Source organism: Janthinobacterium sp. PSRC1-1 (assembly GCF_049897525.1).
In the GTDB taxonomy this organism is placed as follows: Bacteria; Pseudomonadota; Gammaproteobacteria; order Burkholderiales; family Burkholderiaceae_D; genus Janthinobacterium; species Janthinobacterium tructae.
The window spans coordinates 136132-157923 of the sequence record NZ_JAFCWK010000001.1; the positions used below are offsets into that span (position 1 = coordinate 136132).

A 21792-nucleotide genomic window follows, 5' to 3' on the forward strand; every position below is an offset into this window, starting at 1 on the left:
TCGCAAGGATTACTGCGGCGTGCAGTCGAGTGTGGCCGCGGTCGTGGCGGCAGAGCCCATCGTGCCGGCCGTATCGCTGCCGTCGGCACTGGTGGAGCCCTGGAAACGGCACTTCAGGCCCGTCGGCTGAGTCAGTACGGTAATACCGTATGGGGCGCCGTCAGCTACTTTTTCGAATGTGTAGGAGTTGGTGCCAGCCAGTGGGCTGGTGCCGTTGGGGCCCATCACCAGGCGCAAGCCGCCAGCGGTCAGGCCCGTGATCGTGCCGCTCAGCGGGTAGGTATTGGTCACGCAGCTCACCACGGCCGTGCTCGCGGAATAGCTCGTTGCCTTGCCGACACCGTTGGTAATCGTGCACACGGCGCCTTTTGGCTGCTGCGCGATGCTGATATCGTAGCGGTCATCGGTCTTGACCAGCTTGGTGAAAACAAACTGGGACTGGCCTGCAGGAACGGACAAACGTTCGCCATCATTCAGCAGAATCAGGCCATCTTTTGCCAGATTGGACACTTGGCCGCTCAGATACAGGTTGCCGCCGCTGCCGCCGCAAGCTGCCAGTGTGACGGCGCAAGCCGCCGCCAGCATCGAGCGCAGGTACAAATTTTTCATACATTCTCCAAAACGAATCAGGTTGGGTAGCGCAACGCGGACGCTGGCGCCGCATTGGAATGGCGCCTATTTTAGTCTATCTGGCAAGCCGAATGATCTTGCCTTGTATCACCCTGTAACAATTTTTCGCCGGGAAGCGCTGGCCCGGCCCCATTTCACGGAGGCGCAGCCATGCCGGCTGCGGCGATCGGTGCGACAATACATGCAGCCTGCGCATTGTGGCGCGGCATCCACCGTGAGTCCCATGTCCCTTTCCCCTGTCAAACCCGCCGTGCCGCCCAAGGCCATCCTGTTCGATCTCGACGATACCTTGTGGCCCATCGCGCCCGTGATTGCCGCCGCCGAAACCCTGCTGCATGACTGGCTGGCCACGCATGCGCCCAGGGTGGCGCAGCAGTTTTCCATCGAGGTGCTGCGCCAGCACCGCCTGGCCATGCTCAACGAACAGCCGCATTTCCATGGCAATTTGATCGAGTTGCGCCGCGCCGGCCTGCTGTCGGCCTTCGAAGCCGCCGGCGAGGATCCCACCTTGGTCGATGGGGCCATCGTGCACTTCCTGGCCGCGCGCAACCGCGTCCAGCCGTATGACGATGTCTTGCCTGGCCTGGCCTGGATGCGCCAGCGCATGCTGCTCGGCTCCATCTCGAATGGCAACGCAGACCTTGAAATTATCGGTTTGGCACAGCATTTCAAGGTATCGATCGCCGCCAGCGAGTTTGGCGTGGCCAAGCCCGACGCCAGCATCTTCCTGGCAGCCTGCGCGGCGCTGGACGTGGCGCCGCATGAAGCCGTGTATGTGGGCGACGACCTGTATTTCGACGTGACGGGAGCGCAAGGCGCGGGCATGCGTGCCGTCTGGATGAACCGCAAGGGCAGCGATGCCCACCTGGCCGCCGGCGTGCAGCCCGACGCCATCTGCGCCAACTTTGATGAATTGCTGCTGTGGCTGCAAGGGCAACTGGAAGATTGATCGCCGCAGGCCGGGCGAACGTGCATAATAGGCGCTGTTGACGCACGTTCGGCCGCTTTCGTTGCCGCTTGCTTAACAAAATACTTGCCTAAATAAAACACCATGCAACTCGATACACGTGCCCAAACACTGCTGAAAGCCCTGGTCGAGCGATATATCGCCGACGGCCTGCCGGTCGGTTCGCGCGCCTTGTCGAAAATTTCCGGCCTGGACCTGTCGCCGGCCACGATTCGCAACATCATGGCCGATCTGGAAGAGCTCGGTTATGTGTCCAGTCCGCACACCTCGGCCGGACGCATCCCCACGCCGCGCGGCTACCGTATTTTTGTCGACACCTTGCTGACCGTCCGCCATCTGGACGAGCACCTGGTGGAGTCGCGCATGCGCCTGCAGACGCCGCAGCCGCAAAAAACCATCGCCAACGCCGCGCAGATGCTGTCGTCGCTGTCGCAGTTTGCCGGCGTCGTGCTCAGTCCGCGCCGCGAATCCGTGTTCCAGCAAATCGAATTTCTGCGCCTGTCCGAAAAGCGCATCCTGCTCGTCATCGTGGCCCCTGGCGGCGACGTGCAGAACCGTTTATTGCTGACGGAGGCCGACTATACGCCGGCGCAACTTGTGCAATCGGCCAACTATATCAATCAGAATTATGGCGGCCTGTCGTTCGATGCCGTGCGCGTGCGCCTGCAGGGCGAACTGCGCCAGCTGCGCGACGACATGGGCAGCCTGATGCAGGCGGCCGTGGAAGCGGGCAGCGAAGCGATGGCCGACCATAGCGACGACATGGTGATTTCCGGCGAACGCAACTTGCTCAGCGTGAGCGATCTGTCATCGAATATGCACTCGCTGCGCCAGATGTTCGACATGTTCGAGCAAAAAACGGGCTTGATGCAGTTGCTCGACGTGTCGAGCAAGGCGACGGGCGTGCAGATTTTCATCGGCGGCGAATCGAACCTGGTGCCGATGGATGAGATGAGCGTGGTGACGGCGCCGTATGAAGTCAACGGCAAGATCGTGGGAACGTTGGGGGTGATCGGACCGACGCGCATGGCCTACGAGCGCGTCATTCCGATCGTCGATATCACGGCGAAATTACTGTCGAGCGCACTCAGCCATCATTAAGCGTACTGCCAGCCGCGCCAGCCGCCCCGTGGGAGCGGCAAGCGTTGGTCAGGCGGTTTTATGCGGGCAAGCCGTCTTGATGCAGTTGCCGTAGATGGCCAAGGCGTGTTCAGCGATCTTGAAGCCGCGCTCTTCCGCCACTTTTTGCTGGCGGATTTCGATCTCTTCGTCGAAGAATTCTTCGACCCGGCCACAGTCGAGGCACACCAGATGGTCGTGGTGGGAACCTTCGTTGAGTTCGAAAATTGCCTTGCCGGTTTCAAAATGGTTGCGGTTGAGCAAGCCTGCCTGTTCAAACTGCGTCAGGACACGGTAGACAGTTGCCAAGCCGACATCCATATTGTCGGCCAGCAGAATTTTATAGACGTCTTCTGCTGTCAGGTGGCGTACCGGGCTACTCTGGAAGATATCGAGTATCTTCAGGCGTGGCAAGGTGGCTTTCAGGCCGCTTGCCTTGAGATCACTAGGATTGTTACTCATGTTTGTTGCTCGTATGTGGGTCAGGTGCTTTATCATATAGCGTTTTGTCGGGGAGTGCCAAAATATGCATTTTTGGGCAGGCCGGTCACTCCTGGCGTTTTGTTCATCCAATTGAGGTCATTTATGCGCGTAACACCGGCTGTATTGCCATCTCTCTGGCACCGTATTTCATTTCGAGCACCAGTCATGGCAGGCATGGTCTGTGTCGCGCTGACCATGTCCGGCTGCGCCAGCCGTGGCATCCTTGGCGAAAAGCCGGCAGCTGCCCAAAAAGAAGGCAAGGAAGTGGTTCCTGAACAGGGCGCACAAACGACCACCATTACGCCGTTGCAAAAATTCATGTGGTTTTTCTCGCCGTATCGTCCTGACATTCAACAAGGCAACTTTGTCTCCGAAGAGATGCTGGCCCAGTTGAAAGTGGGCATGACGCGCGACCAGGTGCGTTTCGTCCTCGGCACCTCGTTGCTGACCGACATTTTCCATGCCGACCGTTGGGATTATCCATTCCGCCTGGCCCGAGGCAGTGGCGAAACCACCAGCAGCCGCGTGGTTGTGTACTTCGGCAAGGATGGCAAGGTGGAACGTTTCGAAGGCGGCAACTTGCCGACAGAGAAAGAATACATCGACCGCATCGCCGGTCCGTCGCCGTTCGCCAAGGTCGCCAAGGCCGACGTGCCTGCCGCCGCCGTGCCGTCGCCTGTGGCGCCGAGCGCCGTGCCCGTGCCGACCGATGCCGCGCCGGCCATTCCCGTGAGCAAGCCTGACGTTGCACCTGCACCTGCGACGGTGCCTGCCGCCGAGCCTGCACCCACTGCCGAACCCACCAAATAAGTTGCCGTAAGAGAATAAAATGACTGAACTGAAAATCGCCATCGCTGGCGCCAGCGGCCGCATGGGCCATATCCTGATCGAAGCGGTCAGCAATGCGCCCGACGCCGTGCTGGCCGGCGCGCTCGACCGCGCCGGTTCGCCGTCCATCGGCCAGGATGCCGCCGCTTTCCTGGGCAAGCCTGCCGGCGTGCTGACGCAGTCCGACCTGGCGAAGGGCCTGGCGAACGCCGATTACCTGATCGACTTCACGCGTCCCGAAGGCACCTTGCAGCACCTGGCGTATTGCGCCGAGCACGGCATCAAGATGATCATCGGCACCACCGGTTTCGATGACGCGGGCAAGGCCGCCATTGCCGCTGCCGCCGAAAAGACGGCCATCATGTTCGCGCCGAACATGAGCGTGGGCGTGAACGTCACCATGAAATTGCTGGAACTGGCCGCGAAAAGCCTGTCCGAAGGCTACGACATCGAAATCATCGAAGCGCATCACCGCTTCAAGGTCGATGCGCCGTCGGGCACGGCCCTGCAAATGGGTGAAGTGGTGGCCGGCGCCCTGGGCCGCGACTTGAAGGAATGCGCCGTGTACGGCCGCGAAGGCGTGACGGGCGAACGCGACCCGTCGACCATCGGCTTTGCCACCATCCGCGGCGGCGATATCGTTGGCGACCATACGGTGCTGTTTGCCGGCATCGGCGAGCGCATCGAGATCAGCCACAAGTCGAGCAGCCGCGTCACTTACGCCCACGGCGCGCTGCGCGCCGCGCGTTTCCTGGCAGACAAGCCGACCGGCCTGTTCGACATGCAGGATGTGCTGTCGCTAAAGAACTGAGGAAGATCATGGCCACTGCCATCCTGAATGGAAAAGACATCACCGACGCAGCGAGCTTCCACGCGCAATGCGTGCCAGCCTTCGGTTTCCCTGAATTCTACGGCAACAGCATGGATGCCTGGGTCGATTGCCTCAGCTATCTGCGCGACGACGAAAACATGACGCAGTTTCGTTTGAAGCCGAACGAAGTGCTCGACATCGTGGTGCAGGATGCGGAAGCGATGAAGGCGCAAGTGCCGGATTTGCTGGAAGAAATCACGTTCTGTATCGCCGGCATCAACGAGCGCTATGAAGATTATGGTGAAAAGCCGGCGCTGAAACTGGTGCTGAAGTAAGGCTGAATCAATAAAAAACGCCGGACAGTGTTGCCACTGCCCGGCGTTTTTCTTTAGACGACCTTGCGTTCGCGCAAACCGTCGATCTGGCCGCCATCGAGGCCCAGCCACTGCTGCAACACCTCGTCCGTATGCTGCCCCAGCAGCGGCGGCGGCAAGCGGTATTGCACCGGCGAGGCGGACAGGCGCACGGGATTGGCCACCAGCGCAACAGTCCCCGCCGTCGGATGCGGCATCTCCACTTTCAAGCCACGCGCCACCACTTGCGGGTCGGCAAACACCTGGTCGATGCGGTTGACGGGACCGCACGGCACGGCTTGCGCCTCGAAGGCGCTGATCCACTCGGCCGTCGTGCGCATGACCGTGGTCTGGCGCATCAAGGGAATCAGAATCGCCCGGTGTGCCACGCGTTGCGGATTGGTGGCGAAACGCTTGTCCTGCGCCCATTCCGGGTGGCCGGCGACGGCGCAAAAGCGCGAGAATTGCCCATCGTTGCCGATCGCCAGAATCATGTCGCCATCGGCCGTCGGGAAGTCTTGATACGGCACGATGTTCGGATGCGCATTGCCCATGCGCTGCGGCACTTTTCCCCCACACAAGTAATTGGCCGCCTGGTTGCCCAGCGCCGCCACTTGCACGTCGAGCAGGGCCAGGTCGATATGCTGGCCCAGGCCCGAGCGCTCGCGTTCGGCCAGCGCCGCCTGCACGGCGATGGTGGCGTACAGGCCCGTCAGGATGTCCGTTTGCGCCACGCCCACTTTTTGCGGCCCGGCGCCGGGCTGGCCATCGGGCACGCCCGTGATGCTCATCAAGCCGCCCATGCCCTGAATCAAAAAGTCATAGCCGGCGCGCGCCGCATACGGCCCATTCTGGCCGAAGCCGGTAATCGAGCAATACACGAGGCGCGGATTGAGCGCCAGCAAGCTGGCCGCATCGAGGCCATATTGCCGCAAGCCGTTCACCTTGAAATTTTCCAGCAAGACGTCCGCTTCAGCGGCCAGCTGGCGCACCAGCGCCTGGCCTTCAGGGGCGGCCAGGTCGATGCACAAGGAGCGCTTGTTGCGGTTGGCGCACTGGAAGTAGGCGGCTTCGGCGGTGTCGCGGCCATCCTCGTCTTTCAGGTAGGGCGGCCCCCAGGCGCGCGTGTCGTCGCCGCGGCCCGGCTGTTCAACCTTGACCACGTCGGCGCCGAGGTCGGCCAGCATTTGTCCTGCCCACGGGCCGGCCAGCACGCGCGACAGGTCCAGCACGCGCAAACCGGTCAGCGGCGCGGGCCGCAAGGTGGAAGCCAAGGCGTCCATCAGTTGCTGAAGGCGGCGATGCCGGTGATGGCGCGGCCGATGATCAGCGCGTGCACATCGTGCGTGCCTTCATAGGTGTTGACCACTTCCAGGTTGACCAGGTGGCGGATCACGCCGAACTCGTCGGAAATACCGTTGCCGCCCATCATGTCGCGCGCCACGCGGGCGATATCGAGCGCCTTGCCGCAGCTGTTGCGTTTCATGATCGAGGTGATTTCCACGGCGGGCGAACCCTCATCCTTCATGCGGCCCAGGCGCAAGCAGCCTTGCAAGCCCATGGTGATTTCCGTCAACATATCGGCCAGTTTCTTTTGCACCAGCTGGTTCGCGGCCAGCGGACGGCCGAATTGCTGGCGGTCCATCGTGTACTGGCGCGCCTTCAGATAGCAATCTTCGGCCGCGCCCAGCGCGCCCCAGGCGATGCCGTAGCGGGCGCTGTTCAGGCATGTAAATGGACCCTTCAGGCCGCGCACGTCGGGGAAAGCGTTTTCTTCCGGGCAAAACACTTCATCCATGACGATTTCACCGGTGATGCTGGTGCGCAAGCCGACCTTGCCGTGGATTTCCGGCGCCGACAAGCCTTTCCAGCCTTTTTCCAGCACGAAGCCGCGGATCGCGCCTTCATCGTCCTTGGCCCAGACGACGAATACGTCGGCAATCGGGCTGTTGGTGATCCACATCTTGGCGCCGGACAGGCTGTAGCCGCCCGGCACCTTGCGCGCACGGGTGACCATGCTGCCCGGATCGGAGCCGTGGTTCGGTTCCGTCAGGCCGAAGCAGCCGATGAATTCGCCCGTCGCCAGTTTCGGCAGGTATTTCTGTTTCGTTTCCTCGTTGCCGAAGGCGTTGATCGGCACCATCACCAAGGACGATTGCACGCTCATCATCGAGCGGTAGCCGGAATCGACGCGCTCGACTTCGCGCGCGGCCAGGCCGTAGCAGACGTAGTTCAGGCCGGCGCCGCCGTATTCTTCGGGTATCGTCGTGCCCAGCAAGCCCAATTCTCCCATTTCGCGGAAGATGGCCGCGTCCGTGCGGCCATGGCGGAACGATTCGAGCACGCGCGGCACCAGGCTGCCCTGGCAATAGTCGCGGGCCGCTTCCAGCACGGCGCGTTCGTCGCCCGTCAGTTGTTCTTCCAGCAGCAGGGGGGAATTCCAGTCGAATACGGTTTTGCTCATCACAGGCCTCGCAGGTGAGCGCCGGTGATCGGCGCAAGATTGAATATGGCTCATGGTAGGTTTTTGCCTAGCCTTGCGCAAACGATTTTTTCGCACCCAGACATGCGTGATACGCATATCTTGGGGCATACTAGGGTTCTTTTACCGGCCCGATACCCCATGTCACGCAAAATCCCGATGTTGCAGGCGCTCAATTGTTTCGAGGCGGCCGCACGCCACCAGAGCTACACGCACGCGGCGCGCGAACTGTCGCTGACGCAAAGCGCCGTGTCGCGGCAGATTTCGTCCCTGGAAAGCTTTCTTGGCGTGCAACTATTCCAGCGCACGCGCCATGGCGTGCTGCTCACCAGCGCCGGCGCCGCGTATGCGCGCCAGATCGCGGCGCGCCTCGATGGCCTGGAGCGCGACACGCTCGACACGATGGCGCGCCAGGGCGGCGGCGGCGCCTTGCAGCTCGCTTCCGTGCCCACGTTTGCCACGCGCTGGCTGATGCCGCGCCTGGGCTCGCTGGCAGGGCGGCACCCCGACATCGTCGTGCATATCGACGCGTATACAAAACCGTTCATGTTTGCCGATACGGAATACGACGGCGCGCTGTATGCGGGTACGCCCGAGCAGCTGGCGCGCTGGCCCGGCACGCGCGCCACTTTGCTCATGCACGAAGAAATCGTGCCCGTCGCCAGCCCGCGCCTGCTGGCGGCGCGCAGCACTTGGCAGCCGCACGATGTATTGGAACTGACCTTGCTGCAACAAAGTACGCGCCCGGGCGCCTGGCGCCAGTGGTTTGATGCCATGCAGGTCGAGGGAGAGGGGCGCGACGGGGCGCGCTACGGCGCCCGCTACGAACTGTTTTCCATGCTGGCCATGGCGGCCGTGCAAGGGCAGGGCGTGGTCTTGCTGCCACGCATGTTGGTCGAAGCGGAACTGGCGCGTGGCGAATTGCAGATCGTCTGCGAGCGCCCACTGCGCGGCCAGCGCGCGTATTACCTGATCACGCCAGAAACGGCGCATGAAAAAACGGCCTTGCAGCAGTTCCGCTTATGGCTGCAAGACGAGGCTGCCTAGACGACCTTGGCCGTATCGAAATGGGGATTGTCGATCAGGCCGATCTGGTTGCCGAACGGGTCGAGCAATTCCACCGTGCGGATGCCGTCGCCCACGTCCGTGAGCGGATGGTGCAGGGTGCCGCCCAGCGCGACGATGCGCTCGACTTCCTGCTCGATGCCGTCCACGCCCCAGTACGTCACGCTGCCTTGCGTGCCCGGTTCGCCACCGGGCAGCAGCCCCAGCTCGAAGCCGCCGATGGCAAAACCGACATAAAACGGCTGGTCGAAATACGGCGTCGTATTGAATACCTGGCTGTACCAGGCTTTGGCCTGGTCCAGGTCGGGGACGGGATAGGTGACGGTGCGCAAGCCCTTGATCATGTTCTGCTCCTGGTGAATGAAGAATATCGCCATCATGCCACTGGCGCGCGCGTGGCGATTGGAAAAATGGAAGGTGCTCAGGCGCGCCGGCCCGTCAGCCACGCCTCGGGCGAACTGTGGGCGAAATCCTGGAAGTCGTGGATCAGGTGCGACTGGTCGAAATAACCGAATTGCAAGGCCACCTGTGCCCAGTCCGGCTGCTCCGCCAGGCGTTTCAGTCCCTGGCTGGCGGCCCGGAAACGGCAGATGCGGGCAAACAGCTTCGGGCTGATGCCGACGTGCTGGCGAAATTGCAGCGCCAGGTGCTGGCGCGACACGCCCAGTTGCCGCGCCAGTCCCTCCACGCGCACCTGGCCGGATGCGCGTTCGATGGCCGCGATGGCGTGGTCGGCCGCCCCGGTCTGGCGCCGTGGCGGCGCGGTGCGCAGGCGCAGCAGCAGATAATCTTGCAAAACAGAAACTCTTTGCGCATTCGACAAGGGCTCGCTCCACAGCGCGTCACCGAGGCGTGCCGCCAGCGCGCGGCCCCACAGCTGCTGCAATCCCGTGCGGCCATCGCTCAGTTCGCACAAGGGCAGCTGGAAGAAGCGCGCCGCCGCGCCCGGCTTGAAGCGGGCCGCCACCGTCTGCACCAGCCCCAGGCTGGCGACGGCAATCGGCGCCGTCATCATGCCGACGGCAAAGCTGGCATCTTGCTGGTCCTGGCACAGGATATCGATGCAATTGTCGGGCAAGACCTGGTGCGTGACGGGCGTGGCGCCCGTCTGCACGCGACACGTCCAGACGCAGTCGAGCCAGGGCCGCAGGGCGGGAATGGGCGGATATTCCTGGTAGACGATCATGGCCGGACTTGAGGTAAAGAACAAGATTGCACATATATTACACAGCATAATTGTGCGCCGGCCAAAATATGCGACACCGGGCCGCCAGCGCGCCGCGCTATCAGGCGGCGACAACCAGTATAATGCTCGGTTCATATCCACTTTTGGCCGGGCCACGCTGGTCGCACATCCAATCATGCAAGATAAATATAGTCCCGCCGACGTCGAACAAGCCGCCCAGTCGCACTGGAAGGCGATCGACGCCTACAAAGCCGTCGAACACGACCCGCGTTTCCCAAAAGGCAAGTATTTTGCCTGCTCGATGCTGCCTTACCCTTCGGGCAAGCTGCACATGGGTCACGTGCGCAACTATACGATCAATGACGTGATGTACCGCTACCTGCGCATGAACGGCTACAACGTGCTCATGCCGATGGGCTGGGATGCGTTCGGCATGCCGGCGGAAAACGCGGCCATGGCCAACAACGTGCCGCCCGCGCAATGGACGTATTCGAACATCGCCCACATGAAGCAGCAGATGGAATCGATGGGCCTGGCCATCGACTGGTCGCGCGAAATGACCGCCTGCAAGCCCGAATACTACAAATGGAACCAGTGGATGTTCCTGAAGATGCTGGAAAAAGGCATCATCTACAAAAAGACCGGCACCGTGAACTGGGACCCGATCGACCAGACCGTGCTGGCCAACGAGCAAGTCGTCGACGGCAAGGGCTGGCGTTCGGGCGCGCTGATCGAAAAGCGCGAAATCCCCATGTACTACGCGCGCATTACCGACTACGCGGAAGAATTGCTGGCGTATGTGGATGACAAGCTGCCGGGCTGGCCCGAGCGCGTGCGCACCATGCAGACCAACTGGATCGGCAAGTCGACGGGCGTGCGCTTCGCCTTCCCGCACCAGATCAAGGATGCCGAAGGCGCCCTGATCGGCGACGGCAAGCTGTATGTGTTTACCACCCGCCCCGACACCGTCATGGGCGTGACCTTCTGCGCCGTGGCCGCCGAGCACCCGCTGGCCCTCCACGCAGCGCAAAGCAATCCCGCGCTGGCCGCCTTCAACGCCGAATGCAAACTCGGTTCCGTGATCGAAGCGGATATGGCGACGATGGAGAAGAAGGGCATGCCGACCGGCCTGTTCGTCACCCATCCGTTGACGGGCGCGCAAGTGGAAGTATGGGTCGGCAATTACGTGCTGATGACCTACGGCGATGGCGCCGTGATGGGCGTGCCGGCGCATGACGAACGCGATTTCGGCTTTGCCAAGAAATACAATCTGCCGATCAAGCAAGTGATCGAAGTCAAGGGCCAGGAATTTTCGACCGATGCGTGGCAGGAATCGTATGGCAGCAAGGACGGCGTCTGTGTCGCGTCCGGCAAATACGACGGCCTGCATTTCGCTTCCGCCGTCGATGCGGTGGCCGCCGACCTGGCGGAACTGGGCCTGGGCGAAAAGAAAACCACCTTCCGCCTGCGCGACTGGGGCATTTCGCGCCAGCGCTACTGGGGCACGCCGATCCCGATGATCCATTGCGCCGATTGCGGCGTGGTGCCGGTGCCGGAAAAAGATCTGCCGGTGGTGCTGCCGGAAGACTGCGTGCCGGACGGCACGGGCAATCCGTTGAACAAATATGAAGCCTTCCTGCAGTGCGACTGCCCGCAGTGCGGCAAGCCGGCGCGCCGCGAGACGGACACCATGGATACCTTCGTCGATTCGTCGTGGTATTACATGCGCTATACCTCGCCAGGCTCGAACGACGCCATGGTCGACGCGCGCAACGATTACTGGATGCCGATGGACCAGTACATCGGCGGCATCGAACACGCCGTCATGCACTTGCTGTACGCGCGCTTCTGGACCAAGATCATGCGCGACTTCGGCCTGGTCAAGTTCGACGAGCCGTTCGTCAATCTGCTGACGCAAGGCATGGTGCTCAACGAAACCTATTATCGCAAGGACGCGGCGGGCAAGACCACCTGGTTCAACCCGGACGACGTGCGCCTGTCGCTCGACGACAAGGGCCGTCCGCAAAGCGCCATCCTGGTGGCCGATGGCCAGCCGGTGGAAATCGGCGGCACGGAAAAAATGTCGAAGTCGAAGAACAACGGCATCGACCCGCAAGCGCAGATCGAGCAGTACGGCGCCGACACGGCCCGTCTGTTCACCATGTTCGCCTCGCCGCCGGAACAGACGCTGGAATGGTCGGGCAGCGGTGTCGAAGGCGCGAACCGCTTCCTGCGCCGCGTATGGAACTTCGGCTACGCCCAGTCGGCCACGATCCAGGCCGCACTGGCTGGCGGCGCCGCACCGGCCACTGGCGACGCGCAGAAAAACCTGCGCCGCGAATTGCACAAGCTGCTGCAGCAAGCCGATTACGACTTGAAGCGCATCCAGTACAACACCGTGGTGTCGGCCTGCATGAAGATGCTCAACACCCTGGAGTCGGCCAAGCTCGATGACAGCGCGCAGTCGAAGGCGCTGATCGCCGAAGGCTTCTCCATCTTCCTGCGCCTGCTCAATCCTGTCGCGCCGCACATCACCCACGTGCTGTGGCAGGAACTGGGCTACGCCGGCGTGCACGGCGACCTGCTGAACGTCGCCTGGCCGCAGGTCGACCCGCAAGCGCTGGAGCAGTCCGAGATCGAGATGATGATCCAGGTGAACGGCAAGCTGCGCGGCTCGATCACGGTGTCCAAGGATGCGGACAAGGCCAGCGTCGAAGCGGCCGCGCTGGCGTGCGAAAGTGTGCAAAAGTACGTCGAAACCACGCCGAAGAAGATCATCGTCGTGCCAGGCAAGTTAATCAGCATCGTGGTGTAATCATGACGACTTCCTCTCAAGTATCGCTGTTGGGCCGCCGCGCCGTGCTGGCCTTGGGTCTGACGGTTTTGCTGTCGGCCTGCGGCTTTCATTTGCGCGGTTCGAATGGCAGTTTCATGCTGCCGTTCGCGACGATGTACATCGGCTTGCCCGAGACATCGCCGCTGGCGATCGGCCTGAAGCGCTATATCCGTGCCATCGGCAGCACGGAGGTGGTGGGCACCAAGGATGGCGCCGACGCCGTCCTTGAAGTGCTCAATGACCCGGAGAGGACTCAAACCAAGACCATTTTGTCGCTGAACAAAAATGGCCGCGTGCAGGAATACCAACTCGGCTATTCGATCAATTTCCGCGTCCTGGACAAGGCCGGCAATCAGTTGCTGGCACCGACGACCATCAGCCTGGTGCGTCCGATTACCTTCGACGAATCGCAGGTCCTGGCCAAGGAAACCGAGGAGGCGGCGCTGTACCGCGACATGCGCAACGACCTGGTGCAGCAGATCATGCGCCGCCTGGCCGCCATCAAGCCGGTGCTGCCGGCCATGTCGGTGGCGCCCGTGACACCGGTCGCGCCGGCAGCCCCGCAGCAGTAACGGGGACGCCATGCAATTGCGGATAGACGCGCTCGACGGGCATGTGGCCAAGCCGCTGGCGCAGCTGTATGTGATCACCAGCGACGAACACTTGCTGGCGCTGGAAGCGGCCGACAAGATCCGCCGCGCGGCGCGCGCGCAAGGGTTTTCCGAACGCGACGTACTGACGGTGGAGCGCAGCTTCAAGTGGGGCGAACTGCTGGCGGCGAACCAGGAGCTGTCGCTGTTCGGCGATAAAAAACTGATCGAGCTGCGCATCCCCACCGGCAAGCCGGGCAAGGATGGCGGCGCTGCGCTGCAAAGCTATGCGAAAAACCTCAGCCCCGACAACCTGACCTTGATCACCTTGCCCAAGCTGGACTGGGCCACGCAGAAGGCGGCCTGGGTCGCCAGCCTGCAGCAGGCGGCCGTGTATATCGAGATTCCGAATGTGGAACGGGCGCAGTTGCCGGCCTGGATATCCCAGCGCCTGGCCGCGCAGGGCCAGAGCGCGGAGCGCGCCAGCATCGACTTCATCGCCGAACGGGTGGAGGGCAATTTGCTGGCGGCGCACCAGGAGATCCAGAAACTCGGTTTGCTGCATGCCGCGGGCAAGCTGACGTATGAGCAGGTGCAGGATGCGGTGCTGAATGTGGCCCGCTACGATGTCTTCAAGCTGTCCGAAGCCATGCTGGCCGGCGATCCGGCGCGCCTGGTGCGCATGCTCGAAGGCTTGAAAGGCGAGGGCGAGGCGCTGCCGCTGGTGTTATGGGCCGTCTCCGAGGAAATCCGCACGCTGTTAAAATTGAAGGCCGGCATGGCACAAGGGCGCCCATTGGGCGCGCTGCTGAAGGAATACCGCATCTGGGGACCGCGCGAGCGGATGATGGAACCGGCCCTGCGGCGCATCTCGCTGCCCGTGCTGGAAGCGGCGCTGCAGCAGGCGGCGCAGGTGGACAAGATGATCAAGGGCTTGCGCGCCAAGGGCTACGCGGGCGATGCCTGGGATGCCATGCTGCAGCTGGGCCTGAAGATCGCCCGAGGCTAGTTTTTAACGATATGGATACGAGCATGGACATCACAGAATATATGCAGGACGTGGGCACGCGCGCGCGCGCCGCTTCGCGCGCCATGGCGCGTGCCGACAGCGCCACGCGCAACCGCGCCCTGAGCCTGATCGCCGCCGCCATCGTGCGCGACGCCGACCTGCTGCGCGCGGCCAACCAGCGCGACCTCGATGCGGCGGCCGCCGCCGGCCTGGCCCCGGCCATGCTGGACCGTCTGACCCTGTCCGACGCCGCCATCGCCACCATGGTCGAAGGCTTGACGCAAATCGTCGCGCTGGCCGATCCGATCGGCGAGATCTCGAACATGAAGTTCCGCCCGACGGGCATCCAGGTGGGCCAGATGCGCGTGCCGCTGGGCGTCATCGGCATCATCTATGAAGCGCGTCCGAACGTGACGGTGGACGCGGCCGGCCTGTGCATCAAGAGCGGCAACGCGACGATTCTGCGCGGCGGCTCGGAAGCGATTCATTGCAACCGCGCGCTGGCCAAGCTGGTGGCCGAGGGCTTGCTGGGAGCGGGTCTGCCGGCCGATGCCGTGCAAGTGATCGACACCACCGACCGCGCCGCCGTCGGCGCCCTCATCACCATGCCGCAATTCGTCGACGTCATCGTGCCGCGCGGCGGCAAGGGCCTGATCGCGCGCCTGATGGCCGAGGCCACCGTGCCGATGATCAAGCACCTCGATGGCATCTGCCACGTATACATCGACGCCAAGGCCGATATCAAAAAGGCGATCGATATCGGCTTCAACGCGAAGTGCCACCGCTACGGCACCTGCAACACCATGGAAACCCTGCTGGTGTCGCGCGCCATTGCCGCTACCGTGCTGCCGCAGCTGGCCGAACTGTATTTGACCAAGCAGGTCGAACTGCGTGCCGATCCGGAAAGCCATGCGATCCTGGCCGCCGCCGCTTATCCGCACCTGGTGCCCGCCACCGAGGAAGACTGGTCCACCGAATATCTGGCCGCGATCCTGTCGGTGAAAGTGGTCGACGGCATCGATGAAGCGATGGACCACATCAACCGGTATTCGTCCAAGCACACGGAGTCCATCATCACGGAAGACTACAGCGATGCGCTGCGCTTCCTGCGCGAAGTCGATTCGGCCTCGGTGATGGTGAACGCGTCGACGCGTTTTGCCGATGGCTTCGAGTATGGCCTGGGCGCCGAGATCGGTATCTCGAACGACAAGCTGCACGCGCGTGGCCCGGTGGGACTGGAAGGCCTGACATCGCTCAAGTACGTGGTCTTTGGCCACGGCGAAGTCCGAAAATAGTCTCTTTCGCGGGTTGCCCACAAGGCGGCCCGCGCTCGCATTTTTCTCCACCTCTGACACTGGGAACCCCATGCTCTTTCTCTGGACCAAAGCCTTCCACATCATCTTCGTCATGTCCTGGTTTGCCGGCCTGTTTTATTTGCCGCGCATTTTCGTGAACCTGGCGATGGAGACGGAAACGGTGGCCACCGAGCGCTTGCTGCTGATGGCGCGCAAGCTGTACCGCTTCATGTCCCTGCTGGCGCTGCCGGCGATGGCGCTGGGACTGGCCTTGATGTGGATGCTGTACGGTGGGGGCGAAGGCCGCGTGAAGATACCGGGCTGGATGCACGCCAAGCTGACGTTCGTGGTGCTGCTGCTCGGCTACCACCACGCCTGCGGTGCCATCCTGCGCAAGTTTGAAAAAGGTCTCAACAAGCGCAGCCACACCTGGTTCCGCTGGTTTAATGAAGTGCCGGTGCTGATGCTGCTGGTCGTCGTGGTGCTGGTCGTGGTCAAGCCTTTCTAAGGGAATCGAGATGAGTGCAAGCCAGAACAAAGTCGTGCAGTATTTCTTCGCGCCTCACTCGCCATGGACCTACCTGGGTCACGCGCGCCTGATGGCCATCGCCGCCAGGACGGGCGCGCAGATCGACGTGCGTCCCTTCGACCTGGGCAAGGTTTTCAGCGTGTCGGGCGGCCTGCCGCTGGCCAAGCGCGCACCGCAGCGCCAGGCGTATCGCCTGGCCGAACTGGCGCGCTGGTCGGCCTTTTTGCAAGTGCCATTGACCTTGCAGCCAAAGTTCTTCCCCGTGTCGCCGGAAGCGTCGGCCAAGCTGATCATCGCCACGCGCCTGGCGCACGGCGTGGAAGCCTCGCTGAACCTGGCGCACGCCATCATGCGCGGCCTGTGGGCCGAAGAGCGCAATATCGGCGACGAGGAGACACTGGTGCAGATCGCCGTCGATGCGGGCTTCGAAGGTCGCCAGTTGCTGAAAACCTCCGAGACGGCCAGCGTGCAAGCCGAATACGATGCCAACACGGAAGCGGCGACTGCCGCCAGCGTCTTCGGCTCGCCGTGGTACATCGTCGATGGCGAAGGGTACTGGGGCCAGGACCGCCTCGATTTTGTCGAGCGCGCGCTGGAGAGGTTGTAGGTCGGATTAGCGCTGCGCGCGTAATCCGACAAGTTTTGAAATTTTTAGTTAATTGTTTTTCAACGGATAAAAGGTACACCATGGCTTCATATTTTTGCCCATGCCCGCGCGGCATGGAAGCGGCGCTGGCCGAGGAACTGGGCGAGATCGCCCAGGATAGTTCGACCATGAAGGTCCACAACCAGGTGCCGGGCGGCGTACATTGCTCGGGCGACCTGCTCGATGCCTACCGCATCAACCTGCATTCGCGCATTGCTTCGCGCGTGCTGATGCGCATGGCCCATTCCGGCTACAAGACGGAAAACGATATCTATGACCTGACTCTGGCGCAAGCCTGGGAAGACTGGTTCGGCGTGCACCACACGATTCGCGTCGACGTCACGGCCGTCAAATCGCCGCTGCGCAGCCTGGAATTTACGACATTGAAAATCAAGGATGCGATCTGCGACCGCTTCCGCGACCAGTTCAACGAGCGCCCATCGGTCAACACCAAGACGCCGGACATGCGCATCGTCGGCTTCCTCGACGCGCACACGTTTACCGTGTATCTCGACACCTCGGGCGAAGCCCTGTTCAAGCGCGGCTGGCGCGAAGAAACGGGCGACGCGCCGCTGCGCGAAAACCTGGCCGCCGGCCTGCTGCGCGTGTCGGGCTGGAAGCCGGGCATGGTGCTGTTTGACCCGATGTGCGGTTCCGGCACCATCCTGGCCGAAGCGGCGCAGATGCTGCAAGGTATTCCACCGGGTGCCACGCGCCAGTTCGCCTTTGAAAACTTCCACGACTTCGATCCGGCGCCGTGGAATGCCATGAAAAACGCCATCAAGGTCAATCCGCTGCCAGCCGAACCGACCATTTTCGGCAGCGACATCTCGGGCGATATGGTGGCCATGACGCGCCATAACCTGCGTTGCGCCGGCGTGCGTTTCGAGGTGCCCTTGAAACAGATCGAGGCGCAGGAAGTCAAGCCGCCAAGCGACGTGCCGGGCATCATGCTGACCAATCCGCCGTACGGCGAGCGTATCGGCGTGCGCGGCGACAGCACCATCCCGGAAGATGAATTGTCGACCTCCTTCTATTCGGCCATGGGCACGACCCTGAAGCAGCGTTTCGCCGGCTGGACCGTGTTCCTCTTCACGGCCGACCTGGGCTTGCCCAAGCTGCTGCGCTTGAAGGAAGCGCGCAAGACGCCTTTCTTCAACGGCGCGCTGGAATGCCGTCTGTTCCGCTTTGATATGGTCGCCGGTTACAACCGTAGAGAAGAAGCCAAGCCCAAGCCACAGCAGTAAGCGTTCGTCGCAAGACCCCGCAGTCACCCCCGCGCGCGGACCGTTACCGGTCCGCGCGCTACTTTGGATCCGCCATGTTTCCCATCCCTCCGGCGAGTGTGCCGCCCGACCCGGTCACGCCCGTTCCGCCTCCCACCCCGAGCCACATGGCGCCGCTGAGCCGCGGTGCGCTGGCCATGCTGCTGGCCGGCCTGTCGATGCTGGGGCCTTTGTCGATCGACACCTATCTGCCCGCCTTTGGCGCGATCCAGGGTTCGCTGCAGGCGTCGCCGCTGGAAGTGCAGCAGTCGCTGACGTTCTACATGCTGGCCTTTGCCGGCATGGTGCTGTGGCATGGGGCGATTTCGGACACCTTTGGCCGGCGCAACGTGGTGCTGGTATCGCTGCTGATGTTTGCCATCGGCTCGCTCGGCTGCGCTTCGGCGCACACGGTGCATTATTTATGGTTCTTCCGCATCCTGCAGGGTGTCTCGGCCGGCGCCGGCGTGGTGATCAGCCGCGCCATCATCCGCGACCTGTATGCCGATGCGGCGGCGGCGCGGTTGCTGTCGCTGGTGACGATGATCTTTTCCATCGCCCCGGCCGTCGCGCCCATCCTCGGTGGCTGGATCGTCATCTGGTTCGACTGGCGCTCGATTTTCCTGTTCCTCGCCTTGTACACGGTGGTGCTGCTGGCGTTCTGCTACTGGCGCCTGCCCGAAACCCTGCCGATGGAAAAGCGCCAGCCCTTCAATCCCCGTTTCCTGGCGTCGAGTTATGGCCAGATCCTGCGCTCGCCCCTGTTCCTCATCAAGGCCGGCATCGTCGCCCTCAATTTCGCGGGCCTGTTCCTGTTCATCACGGCCGCGCCGGAAATGCTGCCCAAGCAGCTGGGTCTGGGGCCATCGCAATTCGCCTGGCTGTTCATTCCCTGCGTGAGCGGGATTTTCATGGGCGCCCTGGCGGCCAACCGCATCGCCGGCAAGGTCACGTTCGCGCGCCAGATCGGCATCGGCTTTGCCTTCCTGCTATGCGCTGCCAGCGTCAATGTCGTGTACCACCTGTTCCTGCCGCCATCGCTGCCCTGGTCGGTGCTGCCCCTGTTCTTCTACACCTTCGGCATGTCGCTGGTGGGGCCGGGCGCGACCCTGCTGGCGCTGGACCTGTTCCCGCATATCCGCGGCACTGTCGCCTCGTGCCAGTCGTTCGCCAGCACCTTGCTCGGTGCCGTGGTGGCCGGCGTGATCTCGCCGCTGCTGTCCGGTTCCGTGCTGTGGCTGGCCTCGGGCCAGCTGGCATTTACAGCCCTGGCGCTGGCGCTGTGGCTGATCTCGCGGCGCTTCCGCCAGCGTTTTCTGGGTTCCTTCAAGGCATAAGTTTCCACGGCAGAACGCTGGGTTTCTTTCAACTTAATTTTCTATATTGCAATTAATGCAGGATGCTATGATAAGATGACTTTTTCCCCGGCATCCTCTCAGGCAGTTTGTTTTTGGGTTACAGGAGTGGAGGATTCCTCTGGACGTGGCCGCGCTTCGCTGCTGAGCGCTCATCCTTTTCGAACCGGCAATGCCTGATACGATGCAACAATCTGATCAAGATATTCGCAATCGCCTGCTGATTGCCCGCCTGCCGGCCATGCCGCAGATCCTCATCAAACTGATCGCCCACCTGCAGGCCGACGATGCCGGCATGCCGGAGCTGGCTGCCCTGATCGCCAAGGATGCGGGCATGAGCAGCAAGATCCTCGGCGTGGCCAACAGCTCGGCCTACCATCGCCAGGGCAAGGTCGTCAGCCTGGAACAGTCGCTCGTGTCGCTGGGCACGGACATGCTCAAGACCCTGGTCATCAGCGAATCCGTCTTCCAGACCTTCAACAGCTTTCCCCATTCCGGCAGCACGGATTTGCGCGCCTTCTGGAAAAGCGCGCTGTCGGTCGCCATCATGGCGCGCGCGCTGGCCAAGGCCATGGCCTATCCGCACGTCGAGGAAGCGTATCTGGCAGGCTTGCTGCACAACGTGGGCCGCCTGGCCTTGCTGGCCACGGCGCCGAAGGAATACGCGTTCAATTTCACGGCGCGCGACGATGCCGCCCTGTGCGCGGTGGAGCAGCGCACCTTGCAGATCACGCATGCCGAAGCGGGCGCCTGGCTGATCGAGCGCTGGCAGCTCGATTCCTTCCTGGCCGACAGCGTGCTGTATCACCATGAACCGCTGGCGCGCCTGGAGGCCAGTCATCCCTTGATCCGCATCGTGCGCCTGGCGCACCTGCTGTGCTGCCATGCCGACGATGCGGAATCGATTGCGCAGGCGGCGCAATTTTGCGCGCTGGAGCTGGAGGTACTGGAAAACTTGGCCGGCGGCGTCGCGCGCCAGGTGCAGCAGGCCGCGCAGCACTTGGGTATCGACCTGGCCGGCGCGGACGATATCGCCACCCCGCCCGCGTATGCGCCGCCAGCCGTCGATCCGGTGCAGCAGCGCCTGTCCGACGAAGTGCGCAACATGGTGCTGGTATCCGAAGTGGGCCAGACCTTTGCGCGGCAGCAGGGCGAGAGCAGCCTGTTGGAGGCCATCACGCGCTCGGCGCGCATCCTGTTCGATTTCGACACCGCCATCATCCTGCTGCAAAACCCCACCGGCCATGCGCTGGTGGGCGTGGCGGCGGGCGAACACCAGCAGCGCCTGGCCGGCTTCTCGATCCCGCTGGCCAAGGGCGGGCTCCTGGCCGCCGCGGCGCTGGAAGGCAAGCAGGCGTTCCTGAAACGCGACATGCCGGCGCTGGGCATCGTCGAGGAACAGATGTTCCGCATTCTTGGTACCGATAGCTTGGTCTGCGTGCCTTTGGTGGCGGGTCAGCGCAGCCTTGGGGTGCTGATCGGCGGCGTGGCGGCGTGGCAGATTGCCGCTTGCCAGAAGCGCGAGGGTTTCCTGCGCGCGTATGCCAACCAGGCCGCCATGGCGCTGGAAACGGCCGTCAGTGCGCGCGGCCTGGCACGGCGCCAGCTCGATCACGTGGCCGAGGAATACCGCGCCGCCTCGCGCCGCGTCGTGCATGAAGTGAATAACCCGCTGTCCATCATCAAGAACTATCTGAGCGTGCTCGATCACAAGCTGGAGAAACAGCAGCCGGTCAGCAGCGAGATGGCTATCCTGAACGAAGAGATCGACAGGGTCGGGCAGTTGATCGGCGGCCTGGCCGATTTGCAGCCGGTGGCGGCCAGTGGCGTGACCGATTGCGCGCGCGTGGTCGACGATGTGCTGCGATTGTTCCGCGCCACCGACTTCCTGCCGCCGAAGATCGAGGTGGTCACGCGCATGCAGGACGCGCCATGCGAGGTGGAGGCCGATGCCGACATGCTCAAGCAAATCCTGCTCAACCTGCTGAAAAACGCCGTCGAAGCCTTGCCCGATGGCGGGCGCATCGAAGTGGCGAACCGTGGCCACGTCAACCGCGACCGTCGCCTGTATCTGGAACTGTGCGTCAGCGACAATGGCGCCGGCCTGGCGCCGGAAGTGCTGGCGAATCTGTTTTCCCCTGTGCGCAGCAGCAAGGAAGGGGCGCATCACGGCCTGGGCTTGTCCATCGTACATGACCTGGTCACGCGCCTGCATGGCGTGATCGGCTGCCGCAGCAGCAAGTCCGGCACCTCGTTTGAAATTCTGCTGCCCATTCCCTTGCCGGCGAGCGCTGCAGCCGCGCTGCCCGCGCCCGGCAATACCGCCCTGTCTTCGTAACGTCC

The 21792-nt window shown here is 62.8% G+C and carries 21 protein-coding genes; 15 read left to right on the plus strand and 6 right to left on the minus strand.

The window, feature by feature from the left end; genetic code table 11:
• Positions 1 to 9: 9 nt before the first annotated feature.
• Positions 10 to 609, minus strand: a complete 600-nt coding sequence (locus ACP7DW_RS00600) for a hypothetical protein (protein ID WP_426053829.1) — start codon at positions 607 to 609, stop codon at positions 10 to 12.
• 244 nt (positions 610 to 853) lie between these two features.
• Between ACP7DW_RS00600 and ACP7DW_RS00605 the strand changes: the two genes are divergently transcribed.
• Both ACP7DW_RS00605 and hrcA read left to right on the plus strand, forming a co-directional pair.
• Positions 854 to 1579 (plus strand): HAD family hydrolase, encoded by a 726-nt coding sequence (locus tag ACP7DW_RS00605; protein WP_426053828.1) that lies wholly within the window; start codon positions 854 to 856, stop codon positions 1577 to 1579.
• A 102-nt stretch (positions 1580 to 1681) separates the two neighbouring features.
• Positions 1682 to 2698, plus strand: a complete 1017-nt coding sequence (hrcA, locus tag ACP7DW_RS00610; RefSeq protein WP_034745713.1) for a heat-inducible transcriptional repressor HrcA — start codon at positions 1682 to 1684, stop codon at positions 2696 to 2698.
• Positions 2699 to 2746: 48 nt separating this feature from the next.
• Here hrcA and fur read toward each other — a convergent pair whose 3' ends face one another.
• On the minus strand, positions 2747 to 3178 hold the full coding sequence (gene fur, locus ACP7DW_RS00615) for a ferric iron uptake transcriptional regulator (protein ID WP_099761922.1): 432 nt from the start codon (positions 3176 to 3178) through the stop codon (positions 2747 to 2749).
• Positions 3179 to 3364: 186 nt separating this feature from the next.
• On the opposite strand from fur, the gene ACP7DW_RS00620 reads away from it, so the two are divergent.
• Genes ACP7DW_RS00620 through ACP7DW_RS00630 form a run of 3 tightly spaced genes read left to right on the plus strand, consistent with a single transcriptional unit; the run spans position 3365 to position 5173 of the window.
• Positions 3365 to 4009, plus strand: coding sequence for an outer membrane protein assembly factor BamE (locus tag ACP7DW_RS00620; protein ID WP_426053827.1), 645 nt, complete (start codon positions 3365 to 3367; stop codon positions 4007 to 4009).
• Positions 4010 to 4028: 19 nt separating this feature from the next.
• The gene (gene dapB / locus ACP7DW_RS00625) at positions 4029 to 4838 is read left to right on the plus strand and encodes a 4-hydroxy-tetrahydrodipicolinate reductase (RefSeq protein WP_426053826.1); all 810 of its coding nucleotides are present in this window, start codon (positions 4029 to 4031) and stop codon (positions 4836 to 4838) included.
• Positions 4839 to 4846: 8 nt separating this feature from the next.
• Positions 4847 to 5173 (plus strand): barstar family protein, encoded by a 327-nt coding sequence (locus ACP7DW_RS00630; protein ID WP_426053825.1) that lies wholly within the window; start codon positions 4847 to 4849, stop codon positions 5171 to 5173.
• Positions 5174 to 5226: 53 nt separating this feature from the next.
• Here the strand turns inward: ACP7DW_RS00630 and ACP7DW_RS00635 are convergent, their stop codons facing one another.
• The gene (locus tag ACP7DW_RS00635) at positions 5227 to 6474 is read right to left on the minus strand and encodes a CaiB/BaiF CoA transferase family protein (RefSeq protein WP_426053824.1); all 1248 of its coding nucleotides are present in this window, start codon (positions 6472 to 6474) and stop codon (positions 5227 to 5229) included.
• Positions 6474 to 7655 (minus strand): acyl-CoA dehydrogenase, encoded by a 1182-nt coding sequence (locus ACP7DW_RS00640; protein WP_071075250.1) that lies wholly within the window; start codon positions 7653 to 7655, stop codon positions 6474 to 6476. Before ACP7DW_RS00640 ends, ACP7DW_RS00635 begins: the two co-directional genes overlap by 1 nt.
• Before the next feature lie 159 nt (positions 7656 to 7814).
• Here ACP7DW_RS00640 and ACP7DW_RS00645 point away from each other — a divergent pair, with 159 nt between their 5' ends.
• Positions 7815 to 8720 (plus strand): LysR substrate-binding domain-containing protein, encoded by a 906-nt coding sequence (locus tag ACP7DW_RS00645; protein WP_426053823.1) that lies wholly within the window; start codon positions 7815 to 7817, stop codon positions 8718 to 8720.
• Here the strand turns inward: ACP7DW_RS00645 and ACP7DW_RS00650 are convergent.
• Together ACP7DW_RS00650 and ACP7DW_RS00655 are read right to left on the minus strand one after the other, a co-directional pair.
• Positions 8717 to 9118 (minus strand): VOC family protein, encoded by a 402-nt coding sequence (locus ACP7DW_RS00650; RefSeq protein WP_426053822.1) that lies wholly within the window; start codon positions 9116 to 9118, stop codon positions 8717 to 8719. The two genes, ACP7DW_RS00645 and ACP7DW_RS00650, sit on opposite strands and share 4 nt — an antisense overlap.
• A gap of 41 nt (positions 9119 to 9159) precedes the next feature.
• Complete coding sequence (locus tag ACP7DW_RS00655; protein ID WP_426053821.1) at positions 9160 to 9948, minus strand: AraC family transcriptional regulator; 789 nt, start codon at positions 9946 to 9948, stop codon at positions 9160 to 9162.
• 151 nt (positions 9949 to 10099) lie between these two features.
• On the opposite strand from ACP7DW_RS00655, the gene leuS reads away from it, so the two are divergent.
• The 9 genes from leuS (at position 10100) to ACP7DW_RS00700 (ending at position 21787) form a co-directional block, all read left to right on the plus strand.
• On the plus strand, positions 10100 to 12739 hold the full coding sequence (gene leuS / locus ACP7DW_RS00660; RefSeq protein ID WP_426053820.1) for a leucine--tRNA ligase: 2640 nt from the start codon (positions 10100 to 10102) through the stop codon (positions 12737 to 12739).
• 2 nt (positions 12740 to 12741) lie between these two features.
• Positions 12742 to 13332 carry an LPS assembly lipoprotein LptE gene (gene lptE, locus ACP7DW_RS00665; RefSeq protein WP_426053819.1) on the plus strand — a complete coding sequence of 197 codons (591 nt, stop codon included), beginning with the start codon at positions 12742 to 12744 and terminating at the stop codon, positions 13330 to 13332.
• Between the two features lie 10 nt (positions 13333 to 13342).
• Positions 13343 to 14359, plus strand: a complete 1017-nt coding sequence (gene holA, locus ACP7DW_RS00670; protein ID WP_071075254.1) for a DNA polymerase III subunit delta — start codon at positions 13343 to 13345, stop codon at positions 14357 to 14359.
• A gap of 23 nt (positions 14360 to 14382) precedes the next feature.
• Positions 14383 to 15654 (plus strand): glutamate-5-semialdehyde dehydrogenase, encoded by a 1272-nt coding sequence (locus ACP7DW_RS00675; protein WP_426053818.1) that lies wholly within the window; start codon positions 14383 to 14385, stop codon positions 15652 to 15654.
• A 70-nt stretch (positions 15655 to 15724) separates the two neighbouring features.
• Positions 15725 to 16162 carry a CopD family protein gene (locus ACP7DW_RS00680; protein WP_426053817.1) on the plus strand — a complete coding sequence of 146 codons (438 nt, stop codon included), beginning with the start codon at positions 15725 to 15727 and terminating at the stop codon, positions 16160 to 16162.
• Between the two features lie 10 nt (positions 16163 to 16172).
• Positions 16173 to 16790, plus strand: a complete 618-nt coding sequence (locus ACP7DW_RS00685; RefSeq protein ID WP_426053816.1) for a 2-hydroxychromene-2-carboxylate isomerase — start codon at positions 16173 to 16175, stop codon at positions 16788 to 16790.
• 80 nt (positions 16791 to 16870) lie between these two features.
• The gene (locus ACP7DW_RS00690) at positions 16871 to 18076 is read left to right on the plus strand and encodes a THUMP domain-containing class I SAM-dependent RNA methyltransferase (RefSeq protein ID WP_426053815.1); all 1206 of its coding nucleotides are present in this window, start codon (positions 16871 to 16873) and stop codon (positions 18074 to 18076) included.
• Positions 18077 to 18150: 74 nt separating this feature from the next.
• Complete coding sequence (locus ACP7DW_RS00695; RefSeq protein WP_426053814.1) at positions 18151 to 19431, plus strand: multidrug effflux MFS transporter; 1281 nt, start codon at positions 18151 to 18153, stop codon at positions 19429 to 19431.
• Between the two features lie 202 nt (positions 19432 to 19633).
• The gene (locus ACP7DW_RS00700; RefSeq protein ID WP_426053813.1) at positions 19634 to 21787 is read left to right on the plus strand and encodes an HDOD domain-containing protein; all 2154 of its coding nucleotides are present in this window, start codon (positions 19634 to 19636) and stop codon (positions 21785 to 21787) included.
• Positions 21788 to 21792: the final 5 nt, after the last annotated feature.

What these genes read in the sequence shown, in the direction of transcription:
- ACP7DW_RS00600 (WP_426053829.1), bottom strand. Translation starts at nt 609, where the DNA reads ATGAAAAATTTGTACCTGCGCTCGATGCTGGCGGCGGCTTGCGCCGTC.
- ACP7DW_RS00605 (WP_426053828.1), top strand. Translation starts at nt 854, where the DNA reads ATGTCCCTTTCCCCTGTCAAACCCGCCGTGCCGCCCAAGGCCATCCTG.
- hrcA (WP_034745713.1), top strand. Translation starts at nt 1,682, where the DNA reads ATGCAACTCGATACACGTGCCCAAACACTGCTGAAAGCCCTGGTCGAG.
- fur (WP_099761922.1), bottom strand. Translation starts at nt 3,178, where the DNA reads ATGAGTAACAATCCTAGTGATCTCAAGGCAAGCGGCCTGAAAGCCACC.
- ACP7DW_RS00620 (WP_426053827.1), top strand. Translation starts at nt 3,365, where the DNA reads ATGGCAGGCATGGTCTGTGTCGCGCTGACCATGTCCGGCTGCGCCAGC.
- dapB (WP_426053826.1), top strand. Translation starts at nt 4,029, where the DNA reads ATGACTGAACTGAAAATCGCCATCGCTGGCGCCAGCGGCCGCATGGGC.
- ACP7DW_RS00630 (WP_426053825.1), top strand. Translation starts at nt 4,847, where the DNA reads ATGGCCACTGCCATCCTGAATGGAAAAGACATCACCGACGCAGCGAGC.
- ACP7DW_RS00635 (WP_426053824.1), bottom strand. Translation starts at nt 6,474, where the DNA reads ATGGACGCCTTGGCTTCCACCTTGCGGCCCGCGCCGCTGACCGGTTTG.
- ACP7DW_RS00640 (WP_071075250.1), bottom strand. Translation starts at nt 7,655, where the DNA reads ATGAGCAAAACCGTATTCGACTGGAATTCCCCCCTGCTGCTGGAAGAA.
- ACP7DW_RS00645 (WP_426053823.1), top strand. Translation starts at nt 7,815, where the DNA reads ATGTCACGCAAAATCCCGATGTTGCAGGCGCTCAATTGTTTCGAGGCG.
- ACP7DW_RS00650 (WP_426053822.1), bottom strand. Translation starts at nt 9,118, where the DNA reads ATGATGGCGATATTCTTCATTCACCAGGAGCAGAACATGATCAAGGGC.
- leuS (WP_426053820.1), top strand. Translation starts at nt 10,100, where the DNA reads ATGCAAGATAAATATAGTCCCGCCGACGTCGAACAAGCCGCCCAGTCG.
- lptE (WP_426053819.1), top strand. Translation starts at nt 12,742, where the DNA reads ATGACGACTTCCTCTCAAGTATCGCTGTTGGGCCGCCGCGCCGTGCTG.
- holA (WP_071075254.1), top strand. Translation starts at nt 13,343, where the DNA reads ATGCAATTGCGGATAGACGCGCTCGACGGGCATGTGGCCAAGCCGCTG.
- ACP7DW_RS00675 (WP_426053818.1), top strand. Translation starts at nt 14,383, where the DNA reads ATGGACATCACAGAATATATGCAGGACGTGGGCACGCGCGCGCGCGCC.
- ACP7DW_RS00680 (WP_426053817.1), top strand. Translation starts at nt 15,725, where the DNA reads ATGCTCTTTCTCTGGACCAAAGCCTTCCACATCATCTTCGTCATGTCC.
- ACP7DW_RS00685 (WP_426053816.1), top strand. Translation starts at nt 16,173, where the DNA reads ATGAGTGCAAGCCAGAACAAAGTCGTGCAGTATTTCTTCGCGCCTCAC.
- ACP7DW_RS00690 (WP_426053815.1), top strand. Translation starts at nt 16,871, where the DNA reads ATGGCTTCATATTTTTGCCCATGCCCGCGCGGCATGGAAGCGGCGCTG.
- ACP7DW_RS00695 (WP_426053814.1), top strand. Translation starts at nt 18,151, where the DNA reads ATGTTTCCCATCCCTCCGGCGAGTGTGCCGCCCGACCCGGTCACGCCC.
- ACP7DW_RS00700 (WP_426053813.1), top strand. Translation starts at nt 19,634, where the DNA reads ATGCAACAATCTGATCAAGATATTCGCAATCGCCTGCTGATTGCCCGC.